The sequence below is a fragment of the Saccharothrix sp. genome (genome assembly GCF_031180885.1).
Lineage (GTDB): Bacteria > Actinomycetota > Actinomycetes > Mycobacteriales > Pseudonocardiaceae > Actinosynnema.
In genome coordinates, this window is sequence record NZ_JAPSLK010000029.1 from 41517 (window position 1) to 59846 (window position 18330).

Genomic DNA, 18330 nt, shown 5'->3' on the forward strand with positions numbered 1-18330 from the left:
GCTCGCCGATTCAGCCCCCGCTGACCACGGCGTCGTACAGGGCCTTCTTGCTCACGCCCGCCGCCTGCGCGACCTCGGCCGCCGCCGCCTTCAGCCGCTCGCCGTCCGCGACCCGCTGCTTGACCTCGGCGACCAGGGACTCCATCGACGGGCCTTCGCGCGGTTCGGCCGGCCCCAGGACCACCGTGATCTCGCCCTTCACACCCTCGGCCGCCCATTCCGCCAGCTCACCGAGGCCGCCGCGACGGACTTCCTCATAGGTCTTCGTCAACTCCCGGCACACCGCGGCCCGCCGGTCCTCCCCCAGCACCGAGGCCGCGTCCGCCAGGGTGGCTGCCAGCCGATGGGGTGATTCGAAGAACACGCACGTGCGCGGTTCCGCAGCCAACGCCGCGAACCAGCGCTGCCGCTCCCCCTGCTTGCGCGGCGGGAACCCCTCGAAGCAGAACCGGTCCGACGGCAGACCCGAGACGGCCAGGGCCGTGGTCACCGCCGAAGGACCCGGTAGGCACGTCACGACCACCCCCTCCTCGACGCACGCCGCGACCAGGCGGTACCCCGGATCGGACACGCTGGGCATCCCCGCGTCGGTGACCAGCAGCACGGTCTGCCCCGCGTGCAGCGACTCCAGCAGGCCGGGCAGGCGGCTGGTCTCCACCTGGTCGTAGAAGCTCACCACGCGCCCGCCCACCTCGACGTCCAGCGCCGCCGCCAGGGCGCGCAGCCGCCGGGTGTCCTCGGCCGCGACCACGTCCGCCGTGGCCAGGGCGTCGACCAGGCGCGGCGAAGCGTCTCGGACGTCGCCGAGCGGAGTAGCGGCGAGCACCAAACGGCCTGATCCGGATACAGGTCTCACACCGTTCACCCTACGATCGGCCCCGTGAGCCTGATCGCACCGCAGTCCGCAGACGACGTGGTCGACGTCGGGGACGTCCCCCCGACCAGCCCGCCACCGGGCAACGACCGCGCGACTCGGGCGCAGCAGCTCGAACCCGGACCGCTGAGCAACCCCCTGCGCGGGTGGCTGGTCACGCTGGCCGTCGCGCTGCTCGGCGGCGTGGTGCGGTTCTGGAACCTCGGGTTCCCCACCGACAAGGGGACCCCGATCTTCGACGAGAAGCACTACGTGCCGCAGGGCGCGCAGGTGCTGCGCAACGGCGGTTATGAGGACAACCCCGGCTACGAGCTGATCGTCCACCCGCCGCTGGGCAAGCAGCTCATCGCGATCGGCGAGTGGCTGTTCGGCTACGACGGCGTGGGCTGGCGCTTCGCGTCCGCGCTGGCCGGGACGCTGACCATCCTGCTGGTGGTGCGGATCGCGCGGCGCATGTCGCGGTCGGACCTGATCGGCGCGATCGCCGGTGTGCTGCTCATCGCGGACGGCGTGAGCCACGTCCAGTCCCGGATGGGGATGCTGGACATCTTCCTGGCGTTCTTCGTGGTGGTCGCGTTCGCGTGCCTGGTGGCCGACCGCGACCAGGTGCGGGCGCGGCTGGCCGTGGCGGTGCGCGAGGGCTGGGCGACGCAGTCGGTGTTCGGGCCGGCGCTCGGGTTCCGGTGGTGGCGGTTCGGCGCGGGTGTCGCGCTGGGGCTCGCGTGCGGCGTGAAGTGGTCCGGGCTGTGGTACATCGCGTTCTTCGGCGTGCTGTCCGTGGTCTGGAGCGCGCTGGCCCGGCGGTCGGCCGGGGTCGAACGGCCGTGGGCGGGCGCGTTCGTGCGGGACGTGCTGCCGTCGCTGTTCGGGCTGCTGGTGATCCCGATCCTGGCGTACCTGGCGACGTGGTGGGCGTGGTTCGCCAGCGAGACCGCCATCGACCGGCACGTCGTGGGTGCCAAGCTGCCCGACGACTCGTGGGTCCCCGACCCGCTGCGCGCACTCTGGTACTACAGCAGCAACGTGCTGGACTTCCACACCAAGCTGGTCACGTCGGACACCAACCGGCACCCGTGGGAGTCCAAGCCGTGGACGTGGCCGATGGGCCTGCGCCCGATGCTCTACTACTACGAGGGCGCGGTCACCGGCTGCGGCGCGGCGTCGTGCGTGGGCGCGATCATGCTCATCGGCACGCCCGCGATGTGGTGGCTGGCGTTCCCGGTGCTGGCGTGGGCGCTGTGGAAGTCGATCGCGAAGCTGGACTGGCGGTACGCGGCGGTGCTCGTCGGGTACGGCGCGGGCTTCCTGCCGTGGTTCGTCAACGTCGACCGGCAGATGTACTTCTTCTACGTGACGCCGATGGCGCCGTTCCTGGTGCTGGGCATCGCGCTGGCGTTGGGCGAGGTACTGGGCGCGGCGGCGGCGGGCCAGGAACGGCGCGGCACCGGGTTGCTGGCGGTGGCCCTGTACGTGGGGCTGGTGGTCGCCAACTTCGTGTGGCTGTGGCCGATCTTGAACGGCATCCCGATCACACCGGAGATGTGGGAGGCCCAGCGCTGGCTGCCGTCCTGGCGGTAGCCCGGTCAGCGCGGTCGTCCGGTCAGCGCGGTAGTCCGGTCAGCGCGGTAGTTCGGTGAGGACGGCTTTGCGGGTGCTTTCGAAGATCACCGAGCTGCGGAAGCTCAGGACCTCGCGGCGCTCGCTCAGCCGGTCGATCAGGAACTCGTGCAGGTGCTCCAAGTCCGGCACGGCGACGTGGATGAGGAAGTCGTCGTCGCCCGCGCACACGTAGGTCGCCAGCACCTCCGGCAGCGCGTTCAGGGCCGCCTTGAAGTTGTCGATCACCGCTCGGCTCAGCGGGCGGATGCGGCAGGCCACGAACGCCTCGACGCCGCGGTTCAGCGCGGCCAGGTCGATGTCCGCGTGGTAGCCCTTGATCACGCCGCGCTCGCGCAGCAGCCTGACCCGTTCCAGAGCGGTGGACGGGGCCACGCCCAGTCGTCTGGCCAGTTCTCGGTTGGTCAGCCGGGCATCTGTCTGGAGATGGGCGATGATCGCCGAATCAAGTTCGTCCACGGGCCGATCATGCCATCAACTGCCGAATAGGGTTCGGCGACTAGGCCGTGAAGCACGGCAAGTGGCTAGCTTCAGAGGCATTCCACCGATCGTATGAACGGGATACTGCTGTGCTGCCAACCAGGATCGTGCTCGTCCTCCGCGCCGACCTCCCTCGAAACCTCGCCGCCAACGCCGCCGTCGTCCTCGGCCTGAGCCTGGGCGCCCGCCTGCCCGAGACCATCGGTGACGACGGCAAGGACGCCGACGGCACCACCCACCTCGGCATCACCGGCCACCCCGTCCCCGTCCTCACCGCCGACGCCGCGACGATCAAGGCCCTGCACGCCGCCGAAGGGGTCACGGCCATCGGGTTCACCGAGGTCGCCCGCCGCGCCCGCGCCTACGACGCCTACCTCGAGGACCTGGCCCGGACGCACGACCCCGAGTTCGTCGCGGTCGCGTTGTTCGGGCCGCGTGAGGTGGTCACCAAGTTGACCCGCAAGCTGCCGTTGATGTCATGAGGCTCACCGCGATGTACCTGGGGGCGGTGCTCGGGCCTGGGGTGCTCGTGCTGCCCGCGCTGGCGACCGGGAAAGCGGGACCGGCGTCCATCCTGGCCTGGGTGTTGCTGCTGGCGTTGAGCGTCCCGGTGGCCATGTCGTTCGCCGAGCTGGGCACCCGTTATCCCGGCGGGCACGGCGTGGCGGGGTTCGTGGGCCAGGCGTTCGGGCCGCGGGCGCAGCGGACCGTCGCCTGGTGGTTCTGCGCGGTGGGCGTGCCGGTCGGGGTGTTGGGTGGCGCGCTGGTCGGCGGGCAGTACGTGGCGCACGCGGCGGGCGGTCCTCCGCTGGTCTGGGGGACCTTGATCCTGGTTGCCGCGTTCGCCGCGAACCACGCCGGGCTCAGGGTGTCCGCCACCGTCCAAGTCCTGCTGGTCGGCCTGCTCACCGCGCTCGTGGCCACGGCCATCGCCTTCCAAGCGCCGCACGTCACCGCCGACGACTTCCGGCCGTTCGCGCCGCACGGCTGGCTCGCGGTCGGCACCGCGGCGACCGTGCTGTTCTTCGCCTTCGCGGGCTGGGAGGCGGCGAGCCACCTGTCCGGCGAGTTCCCCGACCCGAAGCGGGCGACGCGGCGGACGTTGGGCGTGGTCGCCGTCCTCTACCTGGGGCTGGCGGTGACGACCGTGGCCGTGCCGGGGGACGTGCCGCTCGCCGTGCCGCTGGAACGGGCGTTCGGACCGTCCGCGCGGGTGGTCACGGCGGTCGCGGCGGTGTTGCTGAGCTTCGGCGCGGTCAACACCTACGTGGCGGGCGCGGTTCAGCTCGGCACGGCGATGGGCGTCAAGCGGTCCCTCGCCGTGCAGGCCGGGTGGTGCGCGGTGCTGCTCGTGGTGACCGCTGTGTGGCAGATCGACCTGGACACGCTCATGGGTGTCACCGCGACGACGCTGGCGGCGGTGACGGCGGCAGGCATGGCGGCGGCGGTCAAGCTGCTGCCGCGCAAGGCCCCGCCCGCCGTCGCGCTCGCGTTCACGCTGGTGGTGCTGGGGTTCTCCGGCTGGTGGCTGCTGGTGCCGGTTTTGGTCAGCGCACTGGCCTGGTCGGTGGCTCCGGCCGGTCGATCAGCCGCGTCACCGGGCCCTCCTTGCTGACGCCCGCCTGGGACAGCCACGACCCCAGCTCGGCCCGGATGGACGACAGGCTCGGCCGCTTGGCCGGGTCAGCGTCCAGCGCGTTGGCCAGCAGCCGGGAGTGGGCGCTGTGCTGGGGCAGCTTCACGCACGGCTCGCCCTGCGCCGCCGCCATCAGCGACGAGATCGGGTTCTCCCGCGACCCGCGCGGCGGGTGGCCGGTCAGCGCGTAGCTGACGGTCGCGGCCAGCTGCCAGGCGTCCGACGCCGGGCTGGCCGCCTCGCCGCGCGCGGTCTCGGGAGCCAGGAAGTCCGGCGTGCCGACCATCATGCCGGTGGCGGTCAGCGTGCTGTCGCCCTTGGAGCGGGCGATGCCGAAGTCGATCAGGTGCGCGGTGCCGCTGCCGTCCACGATCACGTTCGACGGCTTCACGTCCCGGTGCAGGACGCCCTGCTCGTGGGCGGCGGCCAGCGCGTCGGCCATGTTGACCCACAGGCGGGCGGCGAGGGTGTCCTGGAGCAGGCCGTTCTTCAGGACCACGTCGGACAGCGGCTGGCCGTCGATGTACTCCATCACGATGGCCAGGCCGTCCGGGTCCTGCACGATGTCGAACACCCGCACGCAGTTCGGGTGCCGCACCGCCGCGAGCGCGCGGGCCTCGCGCAGCATCCGCTGCTCGGTGTCGTTGTCCGGGGCGTGCGCGAGCTTCACCGCGACCGTGCGGTCGAGCTGGGTGTCCACCGCGAGCCACACCGTGCCGAACCCGCCCCGGCCGAGCTGGCGGACGCGGCGGAACCGGCCGCCCGCCGGGTTCCACACCTTCCCGGAGTCCGGGGTCGGGGTGGGCGGCGCCGACGACGCGCCCGGGCCGAAGGGCAGCGGACCCGGCGTGTCGGCCAACTGGGCGGGCTGCTGGGCGGGCTGCTGCTCCACGCGCGTCGGGCGCGGCGGCTCCGCACCCGGCACCGGCGGCACCTCGGCGACCCGCGTCGGCGGGTACTGGCGCGGCTGGACGGGCTGCCCGACCGGCTTCTGCACCGGCGGCGTCGGGTTGTACGGCGGGATCGGCCGGTACGGCGGCACCTGCGCGGGCTGGTAGGGCGGCGGCTTGCCGGCCGGCTGGTACGGCGGCGGGTTCTGCGGGTTGTGGCCCTGAGGTGTGCCCTGCCGCGCGGACGAGGCCGACTGCTGCGGGGCGGGGCGCGCCGGCGTGGCGCCCGACTGCGGCGTGGCCGGAGTACCGCGGTCCCGGCCGGGGCGGTTGAGCATGGCGGTAGTCAACCCGAAAATCCGCACGACGAGTGAGCCGATCAGCGCAATCGGGAAGAACCCGAGCAACAGGTGTCCCACCAGCGTCACGGGCAGTGCCGAGGTGGCCACCAAGAGCACCAGGAAGGGTGGCCAGAACACCCGACGGGGCCAGTTGGGCCCGAGCCGGAACGCCGACCCGGCCTGCATCATCACGAACACCAGGCACAGCAGCGCCAGCGCGGCGGTGACGCCCGCGGCGATCAGGAACACCGTCCCGGACCGGCCGGTGATCGCCGTGACGATCGACGGCCCGTCCACCAGGTACCGCTGCTGGGTGAACGCCAGGCACGGCGACTCGGCCAGCGACCTCATGTCGTAGAGCGCGCCGCGTTGCAGCGCCTGGGCGGTGCCGGAGAACAGCACCCACGGCACCACCAGCGTGCTCGTCACGCCCAGCACGGCGAACATCGCCCCGGTGACCGGCCCGTAGGAGTTGCCGACGACCCGGCGGATGGTGATCGACAGCAGCGCGGCGACGGTCGGCAGCACGCCGATCAGCGCGCCGAGCGCGGTCGTGGTCCACGCCCAGTCGCCCGGGCACAGGGGGACACCGGCAAAGCCGTGCAGCCAGTCCAGTAGCGACTTGGCCAGCTCCACGCCCTCCACCACCCCTTCTCGTCGCCTCTCAGGGTACGGGTGAGGGCCACGCCGACATGGCAACCTCCGCAACATGGTGGAGTTCTTCGCGCGTCGCGCCGTCGCGGGCTAGGTCCGACATGCCGCGCACGACGGCCGCTACGTACACGGCCAGGGCGTGCGGATCGGTTCGGGCGGGGAGTTCGCCGGTGTCGACGTCGTGGCGGATCTTGTCTTCGAGGGCGGCGATCGCGGCTTTGCGCAGGTGTCCGAGTTCGGGGGCGCTGAGGATCAGGCAGCCGCGCGGCCGGTCCTCGGCGATGTACTCGACGGCGGCTTCGCGCAGGACCCGTTCGACGGCCAGGCGAGCGGTGGGCTCTTCGTCGACGGCCCGGGTGGTGAACGCCCCGTAGGTCCGCCGGTACCGCTCGACGACCTCGTTGAACAGGGCTTTCTTGTCACCGAAGGCGGCGTAGAGGCTCGGCGGGTTGACGCCGGTGAGCTTGGTGAGGTCGGCGACGGAGGTCGCGTCGTACCCCGAGCGCCAGAAGGCGCGCGTCACCTGGTCGAGCACTTCCTCCCGGTCGAACCCACGCCTGCGCCCCGCCACGCGGCCATTTTATAACGACCGCTACAGTGTCTTTTGTAACGAACACTACAGATTTGGTATCAGGTGAAGACGGCCCTGGTGACGGGGCGAGCCGGGGCATCGGCAGGGCGATCGAGCTGCGCCTGGCGGCTGACGGCCTTCGGGTCGTCGTGCACTACTCGCGGGACGAGGCGGCGGCGCGGTCGGTCGTGGAGCACGCCGGGGTGGGGCGCGGGGCGGGCTTGCCGGGGGCGGGCTTGCCGGGGGGCTTGCCGGGGGCGGGCTTGCCGGGCGGCGCGGAGCGTGGCCTTTTTGCGCCGAAGGCGCTCGCGCGTCAGCGCGTCGCGCGCAGCGCGGGATTGTTGGCTTTTGCGGCTTTTGGGGCTTTTGCGCCGGAGGCGCTCGCGCGTCAGCGCGTCGCGCGGAGCGCGGGGCTTTTGGGGCTTTTGCGGGGACGGCCTGGGTGGGGGTGGGTGGGTGGAACGCTCACGTGCACACAGCCACCTGGGCTGCGGGGTAACCCGCTCAAAGGAGCTGTGTCACTTGAACCTCCACCCGCCCACCCCCTCCCAGGCCACCCAGCAAAAGCCCCAAAAGCCCCCGGCTCCGCCGGACCGGCTGCGCCGGAAAAGCTCCCGGCTACGCCGGAAAGCCCAGCTCCGCCGAAAGCCCCGGCTCCGCCGGAAAGGCCCGACTGCGCCGGAAAGCCCGGCTCCGCCGTAAAGGCCCGGCTCCGCCGAAAGCCCCGGCTACGCCGGAAAGCCCGGCTCCGCCGGGAAGTCCGCAGTCCCCCGACCTCCGTGGACAAGTGGGGGCGGGGCGTCTCCGCAAACGCCCCGCCACCCGGTGGTGGGACCGGGGCGCCTCCGCAAACGCCCGCTCGGTCCCGGTGGGGGGAGGCGTCTCCGCAGCCGCCTCGCGCCCCCGGTGCGGCGCGGGAAGGGGGGTCCGACGCCGGGCGCCGGACCCCTCCCCCGCGCATGTGGCTCGCCGCTAGCCCACGCGCTCCCACAGGGCGGGCACGTTGGGCGGTTCCCAACCGGTTTGGGCTGTGTGCCCCTGCAAGCACCGGTACCCGACGCCGCTGTACGTCACGAGGGAGCCGATCGCGTACGTGGCGCCCGGCTGCCAGGTCGTCTGGCCCGGGTTGCTGGTCGTGGTGGTCGGCGACGTCGGTGTCGTCGGCGTACCGCCGCTGGTGACCAGCTGGAGGCCGTAGGCCTGGAGGATCTCGTTCACCGGCTGGAAGTACGTGGTCCCGCCGGACGAACAGTTCCCGGATCCGCCGGAGGTGACGCCCTGGGCCTGGTCACCGGAGAGCCACGAGCCGCCCGAGTCGCCGGGTTCGGCGCAGGCGCTGGTGCGGACCACTCCGGAGACGGTGCCCTGGGGGTAGGTGACGGAGGTGTTGCGCTGCTGGATGGTGCCGCAGCGCCACTGCGTGGTGGAGCCCGAGCGGCACACCGAGGCGCCCACCGGCGCGTCGGTCGAACCGGCCACCGGCACGGTGCCGGGGTAGCGGTTCACCAGGCCGCGCATGGTGTTGCCCGCGCCGACGCGAACCCACCCGTAGTCGTTGCCGGGGAAGCTGGACCCGGCGAAGGTCCCGGTCGGCTGGGTGGTGCCCTGGCCGGTCCTCCCGCAGTGGCCCGCGGTGACGAAGCCGCCGTTGACCGAGAAGCCGATCGAGCAGCGCCCGCCGCCGTTCATGTAGTAGGCGTTGCCGCCGATCACGTCGATCAGCGGGCGCGGGTCCTCGTTCGACGCCTCGATCCGGACGTCCGCCTCGTCCAGGCCGCTGGCCTTGGCGAACGCCTTGGCGTTGCCCAGGTCGCGGGCCAGTACGACCACGGAGTTCGTGGTCACGTCGACGTACCAGGCCGGCACGCCGGCCGGGACGTCCTTGTTGGCGTCGAGCTTGGCCTTGAGCGCGTCGAGCTGGATCTGGCTGCGCTTGACGACCTTGGGCGTGGCGCCCGCGTCCTTCACCGCCTGGATCTGCGCTTCGCTGGTGACGGCGACGGTCAGCGTGGTGGCGTCCTTGTCCAGCCAGGAGCCCGCGTAGCTCGTGCCGAGGTGGTTCTTGAGGTCGTGGTCGGTGCGCGCCGCCTTGGCTTCGCGGACGAGGCGCGACTTGACCTGGTCAGGGGTCAGGCCGAGGTCGCGGGAGAGAGCGGCCACGAGGTCGCTCTCCGGTGGTGGTGGGCCGGCGGTCGCACTGCTGGTCAGGACCGCTGCGACACCGGCAGCGCCCAGGACCGTCACGGCGACGGCGGCGGCGATGCGTCGAGTCATCCGCTGTCTCCTTGCAGGGGTGGTGACACGGGATGCGGGGCCGTGGTCTCGACGCTAGCCGGCCGCGGGGCTCGGCGGATATTCCAGTTGTGTCATAACGTGGCGTTATGGTCCATACCACTTGTGATCTTCGTCCGGGTGGTCAGAACAGGCTGACCTGCGTCCCCTTCCGCCGCCGCTTCGGCTGCTCGTCCCCGATCCGCCGGAACTCGCCCAGGTCGTTCAGGAACGGCGAGCGCGGCCGGGCCGCGGTGTGGCTGAGGAACAGGTGCCGCTGGGCGCGGGTCATGCCGACGAACAGCAGGCGGCGCTCCTCGTCGGTGTCGTCCTCCTGCCCGGGCCAGCGGAGGGGCAGCAGCCCGTCCTCGCAGCCCACGATGAACACGACCGGGAACTCCAGCCCTTTGGACGCGTGCAGGGTCAGCAGCGAGATCCGGTCCGCCCGCGGGTCCAGGGTGTCCACTTCGACGCCCAACGCGAGTGTGGTGTGAAACCGCTCGAAGTCCGTGCCGCACTCCACCGCCAACGGCTTGAGCAACTCGTAGGCCGCGTGGTCCTCCCCCGCCACCGCCCGCACTCTGTCCACAATGGACTCACCAGCCGTGAACCCCAGCTCACGCACGATCCGCGCCACACCCGGCCGATCCGACAACCGGTCGTGCGACCGCTTCTGGAACGGCAACCCGGACTGCGTCAACGCCTCCACCAGCGCCTTGGACTGCCGATCCGTCCGGTAGAGCACGGCGAAGTCGGAGAACCCGAGCCCGTGCGCCCCGTCGGACGTCACCCGCCCGCTGTCGAAGGAGTGGAACGACGCCCCGCCCAACACCTGCTCGATCGTCCGCGCCACGAACGCCGCCTCGGCCTGCTCCGACGCCGCGTGGTGCACGGCGATCAGGGCGTCACCGTGGTCCCCCAACGCGTTCAGCTCGCGCCCGGGCACCAGCGTCGCCGGCGAGATCACCTCCAACGCACCCCGCACCACCGCTTCGCTGGACCGGTAGTTGCGCGTCAGGTGCACGACCCGCGCTTTCGGGAAATCCTCCTGGAACCGCAGGAAGAACCCGACGTCCGCGCCGCGGAACCGGTAGATCGCCTGGTCCGGGTCACCGATCGCGGTGATGTTGCCGTCGGCCGGCGCGAGCAGCTTGAGCAGCCGATATTGGCGCTCGTCGACATCCTGGTACTCGTCCACCGAGATCCACCGATACCGACCACGATAGGCGTCGACCAGTTGTGAGTCCCCCTCCAACAACTCCAACGGCAGCGCAACGAGATCGTCGAAGTCGACAAGATCCTGCGCCCGCAAGGCTTTCTTGTAGACCTCGGCCCCTTCGGCCACCAGCCGCCGAGCCTCTTTCTCATCCCCGCACACCGACCGAGCGACCTCGACCTGCCGCTCCGGGTCCGCGATCCCGAAGTCGGCGGACAACCCCACTGTCGCGTGGTGCTCCCGCAAGATCCGCACACCAAGGGAGTGGAACGTGGCCACCGCCACCCGAACACCCAACGCTTCCAGCCGCTCAGCCATCTCCTCGGCCGCACGCCGCGTGAACGTGATCGCCAGACACTCCTCAGCCGGCACCCCGCGCTCGGCGACAAGATGCGCGATCCGATGCGTCAACGTCCGAGTCTTACCGGTCCCCGGCCCCGCAATGATCAACAGCGGTCCACCACCACCGCCGGCCGCCACCCGCTGGTCCGGATCAAGCCCACCCAACAGCGAGGACCCCGCATCCACGGTCGCCACGGGCTGTGTGCTGACGGGCTTTGGATCAACGGCCGGCGAGTCCGCTCGTTCCCGACGAACGACCCGAGCCGGCTCAGCAGCCGCAGGCGCGAACTCGAACAGCGACAACGCCGACCCCCGCCGCTCCAACTCCCCCGGCTCGAACAGCCGGATCACCCCGTACTCCCCGTCGTACCCGGCGTCCCGCACCACCTCCCCCCGCCGCAACCGCTCCACCGCCTCACCCAACAGGGTGGAATGCGCCGCCAAATCCCCCACCGGCACGTCCTGCAAGATCTCCAGTTCCGGCCCGAACGCCGCCACGAGCCGGTCGACCTCCCCCAGCACCTTCTTGCTCTTCGGCCCGGCCCCGACGATCTCGCTCATGATCTCCGGCAGCGGCACCAGGTTCACAAAGCCCGCGACCCCCGCGGGCCGAGCCCCCGCGGGACGATCGGCCAACTCCTCGACCCGGCTCAACACCCCCACCGTCAACGGCTTCCGACACACCGGACAGACACCGTCCACCGCCAACGTCTCCGCGGGCTCCATCCGGACCCCGCACTTCCGGTGCCCGTCGACGTGGTACTTGCCCTCCTCCGGGAAGAACTCGATCGACCCCGCGTGCCCGACACCGGTCTCCAGCGCGGCCCGCACCGAGTGGTAGTCCAGGGACGTGTCGAACACCGTCGCCTCACGCCCCAGCGCCGGCGGCGAGTGGGCGTCGGAGTTGCTGACCAGGCGGTAGCGGTCCAGGGACGAGACGCGCCAGTTCATCTCCGGGTCGCTGGACAGGCCCGTCTCCACCGCGAAGACGTGGTCCGCGAGGTCGGCGTAGCAGTCGGCGACGGCGTCGAAGCCGGATTTCGAGCCCAGCACGGCGAACCACGGCGTCCACACGTGCGCGGGCACCAGGTAGCCGCCGCACTCCAGCGTGATCTCCAGCAGGTCCCGCGAGTCCAGGCCGAGGATGGGCCGCCCGTCCGAGGCGATGTTGCCGATGCGCGCCAACCGCCGGTTGAACTCCGCCGCCGACGTGAGGTCCGGCATGTAGACCAGGTGGTGGACCTTCCTGGTGCGGCCGTCGCGCTTGTAGATCGTCGAGATCTCCACCGACAGCATGAACCGCGCGGTCCTTGAACGCACCGACGGCGGCAGGGTCCGGTCGATCTCGCGGTCGAGGTCGTCGCGCAGCCGGAACAGGCCGGGTTCGGCGGGGACGAGGGTGTCGCGCAGGTGGTCGTGCCAGGCGGGGTGGGTGAAGTCGCCGGTGCCGACCAGCGTGATCCCCTTGCGGCGCGCCCACCAGGTCAGGTGTTCGAGGTCGCAGTCCCGGCTGCACGCCCGCGAGTACTTGGAGTGGATGTGGAGATCGGCCACGAATCGCACCGCGCAGATGGTAGCGGCACGACTACCCGGTGAAGTCCGGCGGCGGGGTCCACGGGTCGCCCACCTCGAACACGCGCTGCCGGTACTGGCGGCCCATCAGGTTGTCCCAGGCGCCGGGCCCGAGCATCGGGTCGTGCGGCCGGTAGGCGTGCCACACGGCGGTCTTCTCGTCCCGCCAGTACCCCCACCAGTTCTCCGGCCGCTGCCGGATCACGTACCCGTCGTACTCGTCGCGCCGCACCCACGTCCGCCCGGCGCCGTCGAGGTCGGCCAGGGAGGCCAGGATCGCGCCCGCCACGTGGTCGACGTGGTCCCGGTCGGTCTCGCGGTGCCCGACGGTGCTCAGCGTCCGCACGTAGTCCGGCCGCGCCGTCGCGAGGACGTCGTGCAGCATCCCGACGAACGACGACCGCGTGTACGGGGCGCGGCCGTCGATGGGGTGCGCCACGAAGTTCTCGTCCAGCACCATGCGCGCGAGGTCCCCGGTCTGGTCGCTGCCGCCGGCGGCGTGGACGAACGTGAACAGCAGCCGCACCCGCGTTCCGTCGAGCGTGTTGGTGGCGACCTCGTGTCCACCCAACCCCAACGCCTCGAACGTCCAGTTGTTGGCCGCGTGCGCCGCCCGCGCGTACGCCGCCCGCGCCCCGTGGATGCGCATGTCGGCGTATTCCATGCCGCAGGCCGGAAAACCTTCGCCGCAGGGGAGGTCCCCGGCGGTCAGGTACACCACCCAGACGTCGTAACCGGCCTGCACGTCGGACAGGACGTCCGGGTTCATGAAGAGCAAGTCGTCGTCCGGATGGGCCACAAAGCTCACCGTGGTCGTCATCGAATCCCTCCCCTGTTGGGGAAGAGTCCGCTGCAGCCCACGGGATACCGGGCCGTCGGCCTATTCGACGACGCGGGCGTCGTAATCCGGACCGGTGTCGTCCGGCGTGAGCTGCGGATGCGGTTGGCCTTCGGCGTAGGGCAGACAGCGGTCGGCCAACTCCGGCGGGGTCGCGTTGCGCTCGCTCAACCACCGGGTCCAGTCGGGCAGCAGGGCCACCAACTGTTCGGCGACATCATCGAAGTAGTAGCCCCGCACGTGCGGCACGAACAAGGCGACCCGGTGCGGGGAGCACGCGGTGAACAGCGCCTCGATGTCGTGGAGGCACCAGGACTCGGCCAGTTCGCGGGCCAGTTCGTCCAGGTCCGCAGGCAGACCACCCCGGCCCGTGGCACGAAGCCACGCGGCGAACTCGGCCGCCGCCGTCGCGGCGTCCAGACCACCACCTGGTGGACGTCCCCGGTGCCGCACCGCCCGCGTGACGGCTTGGGCCAAGCGCTTGGTCCGGAAGAACTCGGCGGACAGCGCGCCGCTCACCTCGGCGGAGCCGAACATGTCCCGGTCGTTCGGCATGAGTTCGGCAAGCAGCCAAGGGTCGTCGACCGGAGCGAGCACCGTGCCCGCCGCGGCGATCCCGCCGACCCCCGCCTGCCACTCCGCCAACGCCGCCTCCGACGTGTGGTGGAAGCCGCTGTGCACGACGAACACCGCATGGCCGCAGGCATCGAGGTCCCACAGGTACCAGCGCTGCGGCTGGTCGCCGGCGGTGACCGGTGCGACGACACCGAACCGGCTGCCGTACCGGTCCCGGGTCCACAGCACCGGACCGGTGATCTTCGGACCCGGCGGCGCGGCCGGGAGCACCCGCCGGCCCACCGTTCTCCGCAACCGGTTGATCTCGGCGACCGCGGCCTCGCCGTGCGGGTTCGGCAGCACGCCGGCCACCGCGGTGAGCACCCGCCACGGAGCGGACCACCTGTCCCCGATGGTCTCCTCCACCGCGACCGCGGCCGCCTTCACCACGGCTTCGGCGAGGTGGCGCGGACCGACCACCTCGTCCACCGGCAGCCCCGCCGCCTCGTCCAACAACGCTCCCAGCCGCACGCACAACGCGTCTTCCACGACCACGTCCGGCTGATCGGCCACCACCCGCACGAGATCCGTGACCAGGCCCGTCGCCCTCGATGCGGCCCACGCCGCCCGCTGCCGGTCGTCCTGTTCCCGGTTGGCGGCGAACTCCCCCAGAACAGCCGCGAAGTCGCGGTGGTCCGGCCCGCCGGGATCGAGCCCGTACGTCCCCTGATCGATCCGAGCCGATCCCGTTGACCGAAAGGACTTGCCGGACTTCTTCTTCCGCTTCCGCGACACAGGCACGGCGACAGGCTAGTGAACACCCGTCAGCCGGTGGCCTGGAGCCGGTGCGCGTGCCGCAGGATCCGGTTCAGCGCCGCGCGTTTGCCGGGGTGCAGCATGACCAGCGAACGGACCGCCCGCGTCCGGGCGAGCCACGTCTGCTTGGGCGCGAGGTGCCGGGTCAGCGCCCGCAGCCGCTTCTCCGACGCCGGTTTCACCCTGGCCTCGCCGACCAGGTCCTCCAGGCACTCGAAGGCCAGGTCGCTGGTCTCCGGGTCGGTCAGCGCGCGCACCGCCAACGTCGTGAGCTGCTCCGGGTGCGCGGTGAACAACTCCTCCGAGCGGAAGTACGGGTAGTAGCCGGTGATCCACATCGCGAGCGGCAACGCGACGCGGGCGAGCTTGCGGTCACCCGTCCAGCGCAGGACGGTGTTCAGCACCACCTCCCGGTGCTCCTCCGCGTCCAGCAACGAAAGGACCACGGCCACCACCGTGTTCTGCGGGGTCAAGCGCGGTGAGCGGGCGATGACTTCCAAGCGCCGCAACGACTCGTCGAGCGGTCGGGTGGCGGACAGGGTGAGGCTGAACCACGCCGCGGTGGCCTGCCGGTAGGCGGTGCCGTCCACCCACGCGTCGACCGTTCGCGAGACGAGCTTGCCGTACCGCTCGTCCAGGCGCGCCGCCACGGCCGCGGCGAGCGTCTGGTGGGTCAGGGCGTTGCTGTTGGCCAGCCGGTCGAGCAGGTGCAGGGGTTCGTGCGCCGGGATCTCGGTGACGATCGTGATCAGCGCGCGCTGCACGGCCTCGCGGAAGCGGCGGGTCACCGACGGCGAGCACATCCACCGCCACAACTCGCCCTGCGCCAACGGGTACTCCCGCGACAACCGGCGCAGCACGGCCCCCGCCCAGCCCTGGCGCGCGAAGTGGACCGTCTCCTCCCGCAGGCCGTGGTGCACGGGGTGGTCGCGCACGGTCGTGGTGGCGGAGACCGCGGCCAGCAGCCGGTTCTTCGACGTCGAGAACGGCGGGTGCGCGCGGAACTCGTCCTCCGGCACGTGCGTCTTGCGCAGCGCCTCGTCCAGTTCGACGGCGCACGCCACGACCTCGTCGTAGGGCTGGTGCTCCAGCACGGCGATCGCGAAGGACAGCGCCAACTCCAGGTCCGACAACCCGCCGAGGTGCCGTTCGACCGCCTGCTCCAGGTCCTCCCGCAACTCGGCGAGCGCCGCGTCCAGCGCCAACTCCCCGGCGCAGACCCGGATCGCGAGGTCCGCGGCGCGCACCGCCTTCTCCGGTGGCGCACCGGGTTCCAGCGCCAGGTCGTCCTTGAGCAGGACCAGCGGGCCGGCCGGGTCGTCTAGCCGGCGGCGGCCGATCTCGACGCGCGCCACGTCCTCGGCGGGCGGCGCGACCAGCCGGGCGACGTGGTTGCGGGCGGCGTCGGGCACCTGCGCCTCGGTGTCCACCACGATCACCAGGTGGCAGTTGTCGGTGGCCCGCACGAGCCGCGCGGTCTGCTCGAAGTCGAGTCCGCCGAAGTGGGTGTGGGCGGTCTCGCGGGCGTCCCACACGTACCCGGTGTCCGGGTCGAGGTCCTTGAAGGTGCCCAACGGCCGTTCCCGGCCGACCTCCACGACGTCCTTCGCCTCGACGTCCACCAACAGCCTGCGAGCCGCGTACGACCGCCCACTGCCCGGCCCCGCCAGGACGACCACCCGCTGGGCGGTCAGGATCCGCGCGGCGTCCCCGAACCCGCCGGGCAGCACGAAGTTGTCCCGCACGTCGTCCAGTTCCGCCCGGGTGGCCCGCAACACCGCGAGCCCCGACTCCCGCCCGACCCCGAAATGCACACCGCCGTGGATGACACCGGCCTGCACACCTTTGAACGCGCCGCCCTCGACGGAGTTCTCGACGGGGATGAGGCGGAGTTCCTCGGGAACGTCGTCTTCGTCACTCACATCGGGAATCCTGGCGAGCCGCGGGCCGATGTTCTCCCCGGAATTGCGGTCTCACCCCGATCGTCGGCTATCCCCGCGAAGATGTCACCAAGCGCCGGTCTGCCCTTGCGCCATGTGCGGACCAGGACCAGGACCGGGGCCGGGGCCGGGACCCGGCGGCAGCGGTGGCCCAGCCGGCGGCCTGACGGGATTCGGCACCGGCGCGACCCGAACCCGGTCGAACTGCCCGATCGCGACGGCCGCACCGATCAACGCCACCCCGCCGATCGTGAGCCCGAGGTAGCTCAAGGTGTCGACCAACCCACCCGGCCCCGCGTAGGTGGCCCCTTCGGTCTTGCAGGACAGCCGCCCGGTCGCGCCGGTGCCTTCCTGCTTGCAGGACCACGTCGCCGTGATCGGCCCACCCGACACCCGGGCGTCCACGGCGATCATGATGATCCCCAGGGCAGCCGCACCGATGCCGAGGACGATCAGGGCGACTCGCACAATCCGGAGGAAGATCACACCCGAACGTTAACGCTCACAGTCCCGGGCGTCTTCAATTTCGCGACATCTCGGGCACGTTCCCCACCCATCGCAACCACAGCCGGGGGTCCGGGGGCGAAGCCCGCCGGGCGGGGTCCGGTGGTTGCACCCCCGGGAAATACGAGGAGGCGAGATGTGTCCGCGCTTTCCGCGGACACATCTCGCCTCTCGCCGAGTGGATCCGACTACACAGCATGAGAACTCTCTTGTGGCCGTTCAGGGACCTGAGCTGCTGATCCCACCCGTGGGCTTCCGCCCCGCCCGACACCTCACCGTCAGACGCCGGAGACGGTAATCGCGAGGGACGGGCGACCTGGGGTGAACCGCACGCCGCCCATCTCGGGTGACTCGTCACAGCACGGCGTTCAGCAGAACAGTGAGCAGGACCGACAACACCACGGAGATCACCAGCATCGTCAGGCATCCCGCGCGGCCACCCAAGAACTCGACCCGGGTGTTACCGAAGCGCATGACCGACTCCCGCCCCTGCCGGCTCCACTCGGGTCAACGACCCTCAGTGCGATCGGTGACCTGGTTCCGCTTCCGTCCCGCCAGGCCTGCCAAACCCAGCAGACCGAGGAGGCCCAGCAAGCCCCAGTTGCCGCTGCTGTCGTCGTTGTCGTCCTGAGCTGTCACCACCACCGTGGCGCGCGGCGCAGCGTCGGCGGCGAGCGCCGAAGCCGCTGGAACCCCGGCGAGGGCTGCGCCGAGAACGAGTACGGCCATGAGCCGCTTCGCGGTGTCCATGTCATCTCCTACGGGCGATCGTTGTTCGAAGTCCCTGGGTACCGTCGAAGAAGCCATCCATGTGCTGATCGGCGAAAACCCCCCATTCGAGTGCACCTCTAGGCACCTCGTACCTGTCGTGCCGCGCGTTGACCACATGGGAGGGCCGCTGTCCCGCACCTTGCGGGCGCCAACACGACTCCTGCGGTCCGGGGCGCGTGTCCATCGCGAGCCCTGGTCCCAGGGGTGTCGACGGCGATGGTCGGCACCACCGACCTCGACGCGGCGAATGCGAAAGAGCGGTACCCGGTTCACCGGGTACCGCTCTTCTTGCGCTGTGTCATTTGTGGAGCTGAGGGGAATCGAACCCCTGACCTACTCGATGCGAACGAGTCGCGCTACCAACTGCGCTACAGCCCCGTGTTCAGTTGTCCTGCTCGGTGGTGCGGCGAAAGCATATCAGGCGTCGGGGGGTGGTTCTGCC

The 18330-nt window shown here is 71.2% G+C and carries 14 protein-coding genes and 1 tRNA gene; 3 read left to right on the plus strand and 12 right to left on the minus strand.

All coding sequences use genetic code 11. The features are described from left to right. Positions 1-10: 10 nt before the first annotated feature. Positions 11-865, minus strand: coding sequence for a 16S rRNA (cytidine(1402)-2'-O)-methyltransferase (gene rsmI / locus RIN75_RS27340; RefSeq protein ID WP_375296031.1), 855 nt, complete (start codon positions 863-865; stop codon positions 11-13). Positions 866-880: 15 nt separating this feature from the next. Between rsmI and RIN75_RS27345 the strand changes: the two genes are divergently transcribed. Further along, positions 881-2452: a dolichyl-phosphate-mannose--protein mannosyltransferase gene (locus tag RIN75_RS27345; protein WP_375296032.1), complete on the plus strand. Its 1572-nt coding sequence runs from the start codon at positions 881-883 to the stop codon at positions 2450-2452. A 39-nt stretch (positions 2453-2491) separates the two neighbouring features. Here RIN75_RS27345 and RIN75_RS27350 read toward each other — a convergent pair whose 3' ends face one another. Next, on the minus strand, positions 2492-2950 hold the full coding sequence (locus RIN75_RS27350) for an Lrp/AsnC family transcriptional regulator (protein WP_309114897.1): 459 nt from the start codon (positions 2948-2950) through the stop codon (positions 2492-2494). Between the two features lie 110 nt (positions 2951-3060). On the opposite strand from RIN75_RS27350, the gene RIN75_RS27355 reads away from it, so the two are divergent. After that, positions 3061-3453 (plus strand): DUF2000 domain-containing protein, encoded by a 393-nt coding sequence (locus RIN75_RS27355; protein ID WP_309114898.1) that lies wholly within the window; start codon positions 3061-3063, stop codon positions 3451-3453. Continuing rightward, on the plus strand, positions 3450-4586 hold the full coding sequence (locus RIN75_RS27360; RefSeq protein ID WP_309114899.1) for an amino acid permease: 1137 nt from the start codon (positions 3450-3452) through the stop codon (positions 4584-4586). The genes RIN75_RS27355 and RIN75_RS27360 overlap by 4 nt, the downstream gene beginning before the upstream one ends. On the opposite strand, the gene RIN75_RS27365 is transcribed toward RIN75_RS27360, so the two are convergent. The 10 genes from RIN75_RS27365 to RIN75_RS27410 form a co-directional block, all read right to left on the minus strand. Then, positions 4519-6486: a protein kinase gene (locus RIN75_RS27365; RefSeq protein WP_309114900.1), complete on the minus strand. Its 1968-nt coding sequence runs from the start codon at positions 6484-6486 to the stop codon at positions 4519-4521. The genes RIN75_RS27360 and RIN75_RS27365 overlap by 68 nt on opposite strands. Before the next feature lie 16 nt (positions 6487-6502). Then, positions 6503-7063, minus strand: coding sequence for a TetR/AcrR family transcriptional regulator (locus RIN75_RS27370; RefSeq protein ID WP_309114901.1), 561 nt, complete (start codon positions 7061-7063; stop codon positions 6503-6505). Between the two features lie 972 nt (positions 7064-8035). Next, on the minus strand, positions 8036-9337 hold the full coding sequence (locus RIN75_RS27375) for a carbohydrate-binding protein (RefSeq protein ID WP_309114902.1): 1302 nt from the start codon (positions 9335-9337) through the stop codon (positions 8036-8038). Between the two features lie 142 nt (positions 9338-9479). After that, positions 9480-12455, minus strand: a complete 2976-nt coding sequence (locus RIN75_RS27380; protein ID WP_309114903.1) for a UvrD-helicase domain-containing protein — start codon at positions 12453-12455, stop codon at positions 9480-9482. Between the two features lie 22 nt (positions 12456-12477). Beyond that, positions 12478-13284: a PIG-L family deacetylase gene (locus tag RIN75_RS27385; protein WP_309114904.1), complete on the minus strand. Its 807-nt coding sequence runs from the start codon at positions 13282-13284 to the stop codon at positions 12478-12480. A 60-nt stretch (positions 13285-13344) separates the two neighbouring features. After that, on the minus strand, positions 13345-14658 hold the full coding sequence (locus RIN75_RS27390) for a hypothetical protein (protein ID WP_309114905.1): 1314 nt from the start codon (positions 14656-14658) through the stop codon (positions 13345-13347). Between the two features lie 23 nt (positions 14659-14681). Beyond that, positions 14682-16595 (minus strand): hypothetical protein, encoded by a 1914-nt coding sequence (locus tag RIN75_RS27395; protein ID WP_309114906.1) that lies wholly within the window; start codon positions 16593-16595, stop codon positions 14682-14684. Positions 16596-16679: 84 nt separating this feature from the next. Further along, positions 16680-17099, minus strand: coding sequence for a hypothetical protein (locus tag RIN75_RS27400; protein WP_309114907.1), 420 nt, complete (start codon positions 17097-17099; stop codon positions 16680-16682). Between the two features lie 525 nt (positions 17100-17624). Further along, entirely contained in the window at positions 17625-17867 is a 243-nt protein-coding gene (locus RIN75_RS27405; RefSeq protein ID WP_309114908.1) for a WGxxGxxG family protein, read from the minus strand. 326 nt (positions 17868-18193) lie between these two features. Continuing rightward, a tRNA-Ala gene (locus tag RIN75_RS27410) sits at positions 18194-18266 on the minus strand. Between the last annotated feature and the right edge of the window lie 64 nt (positions 18267-18330).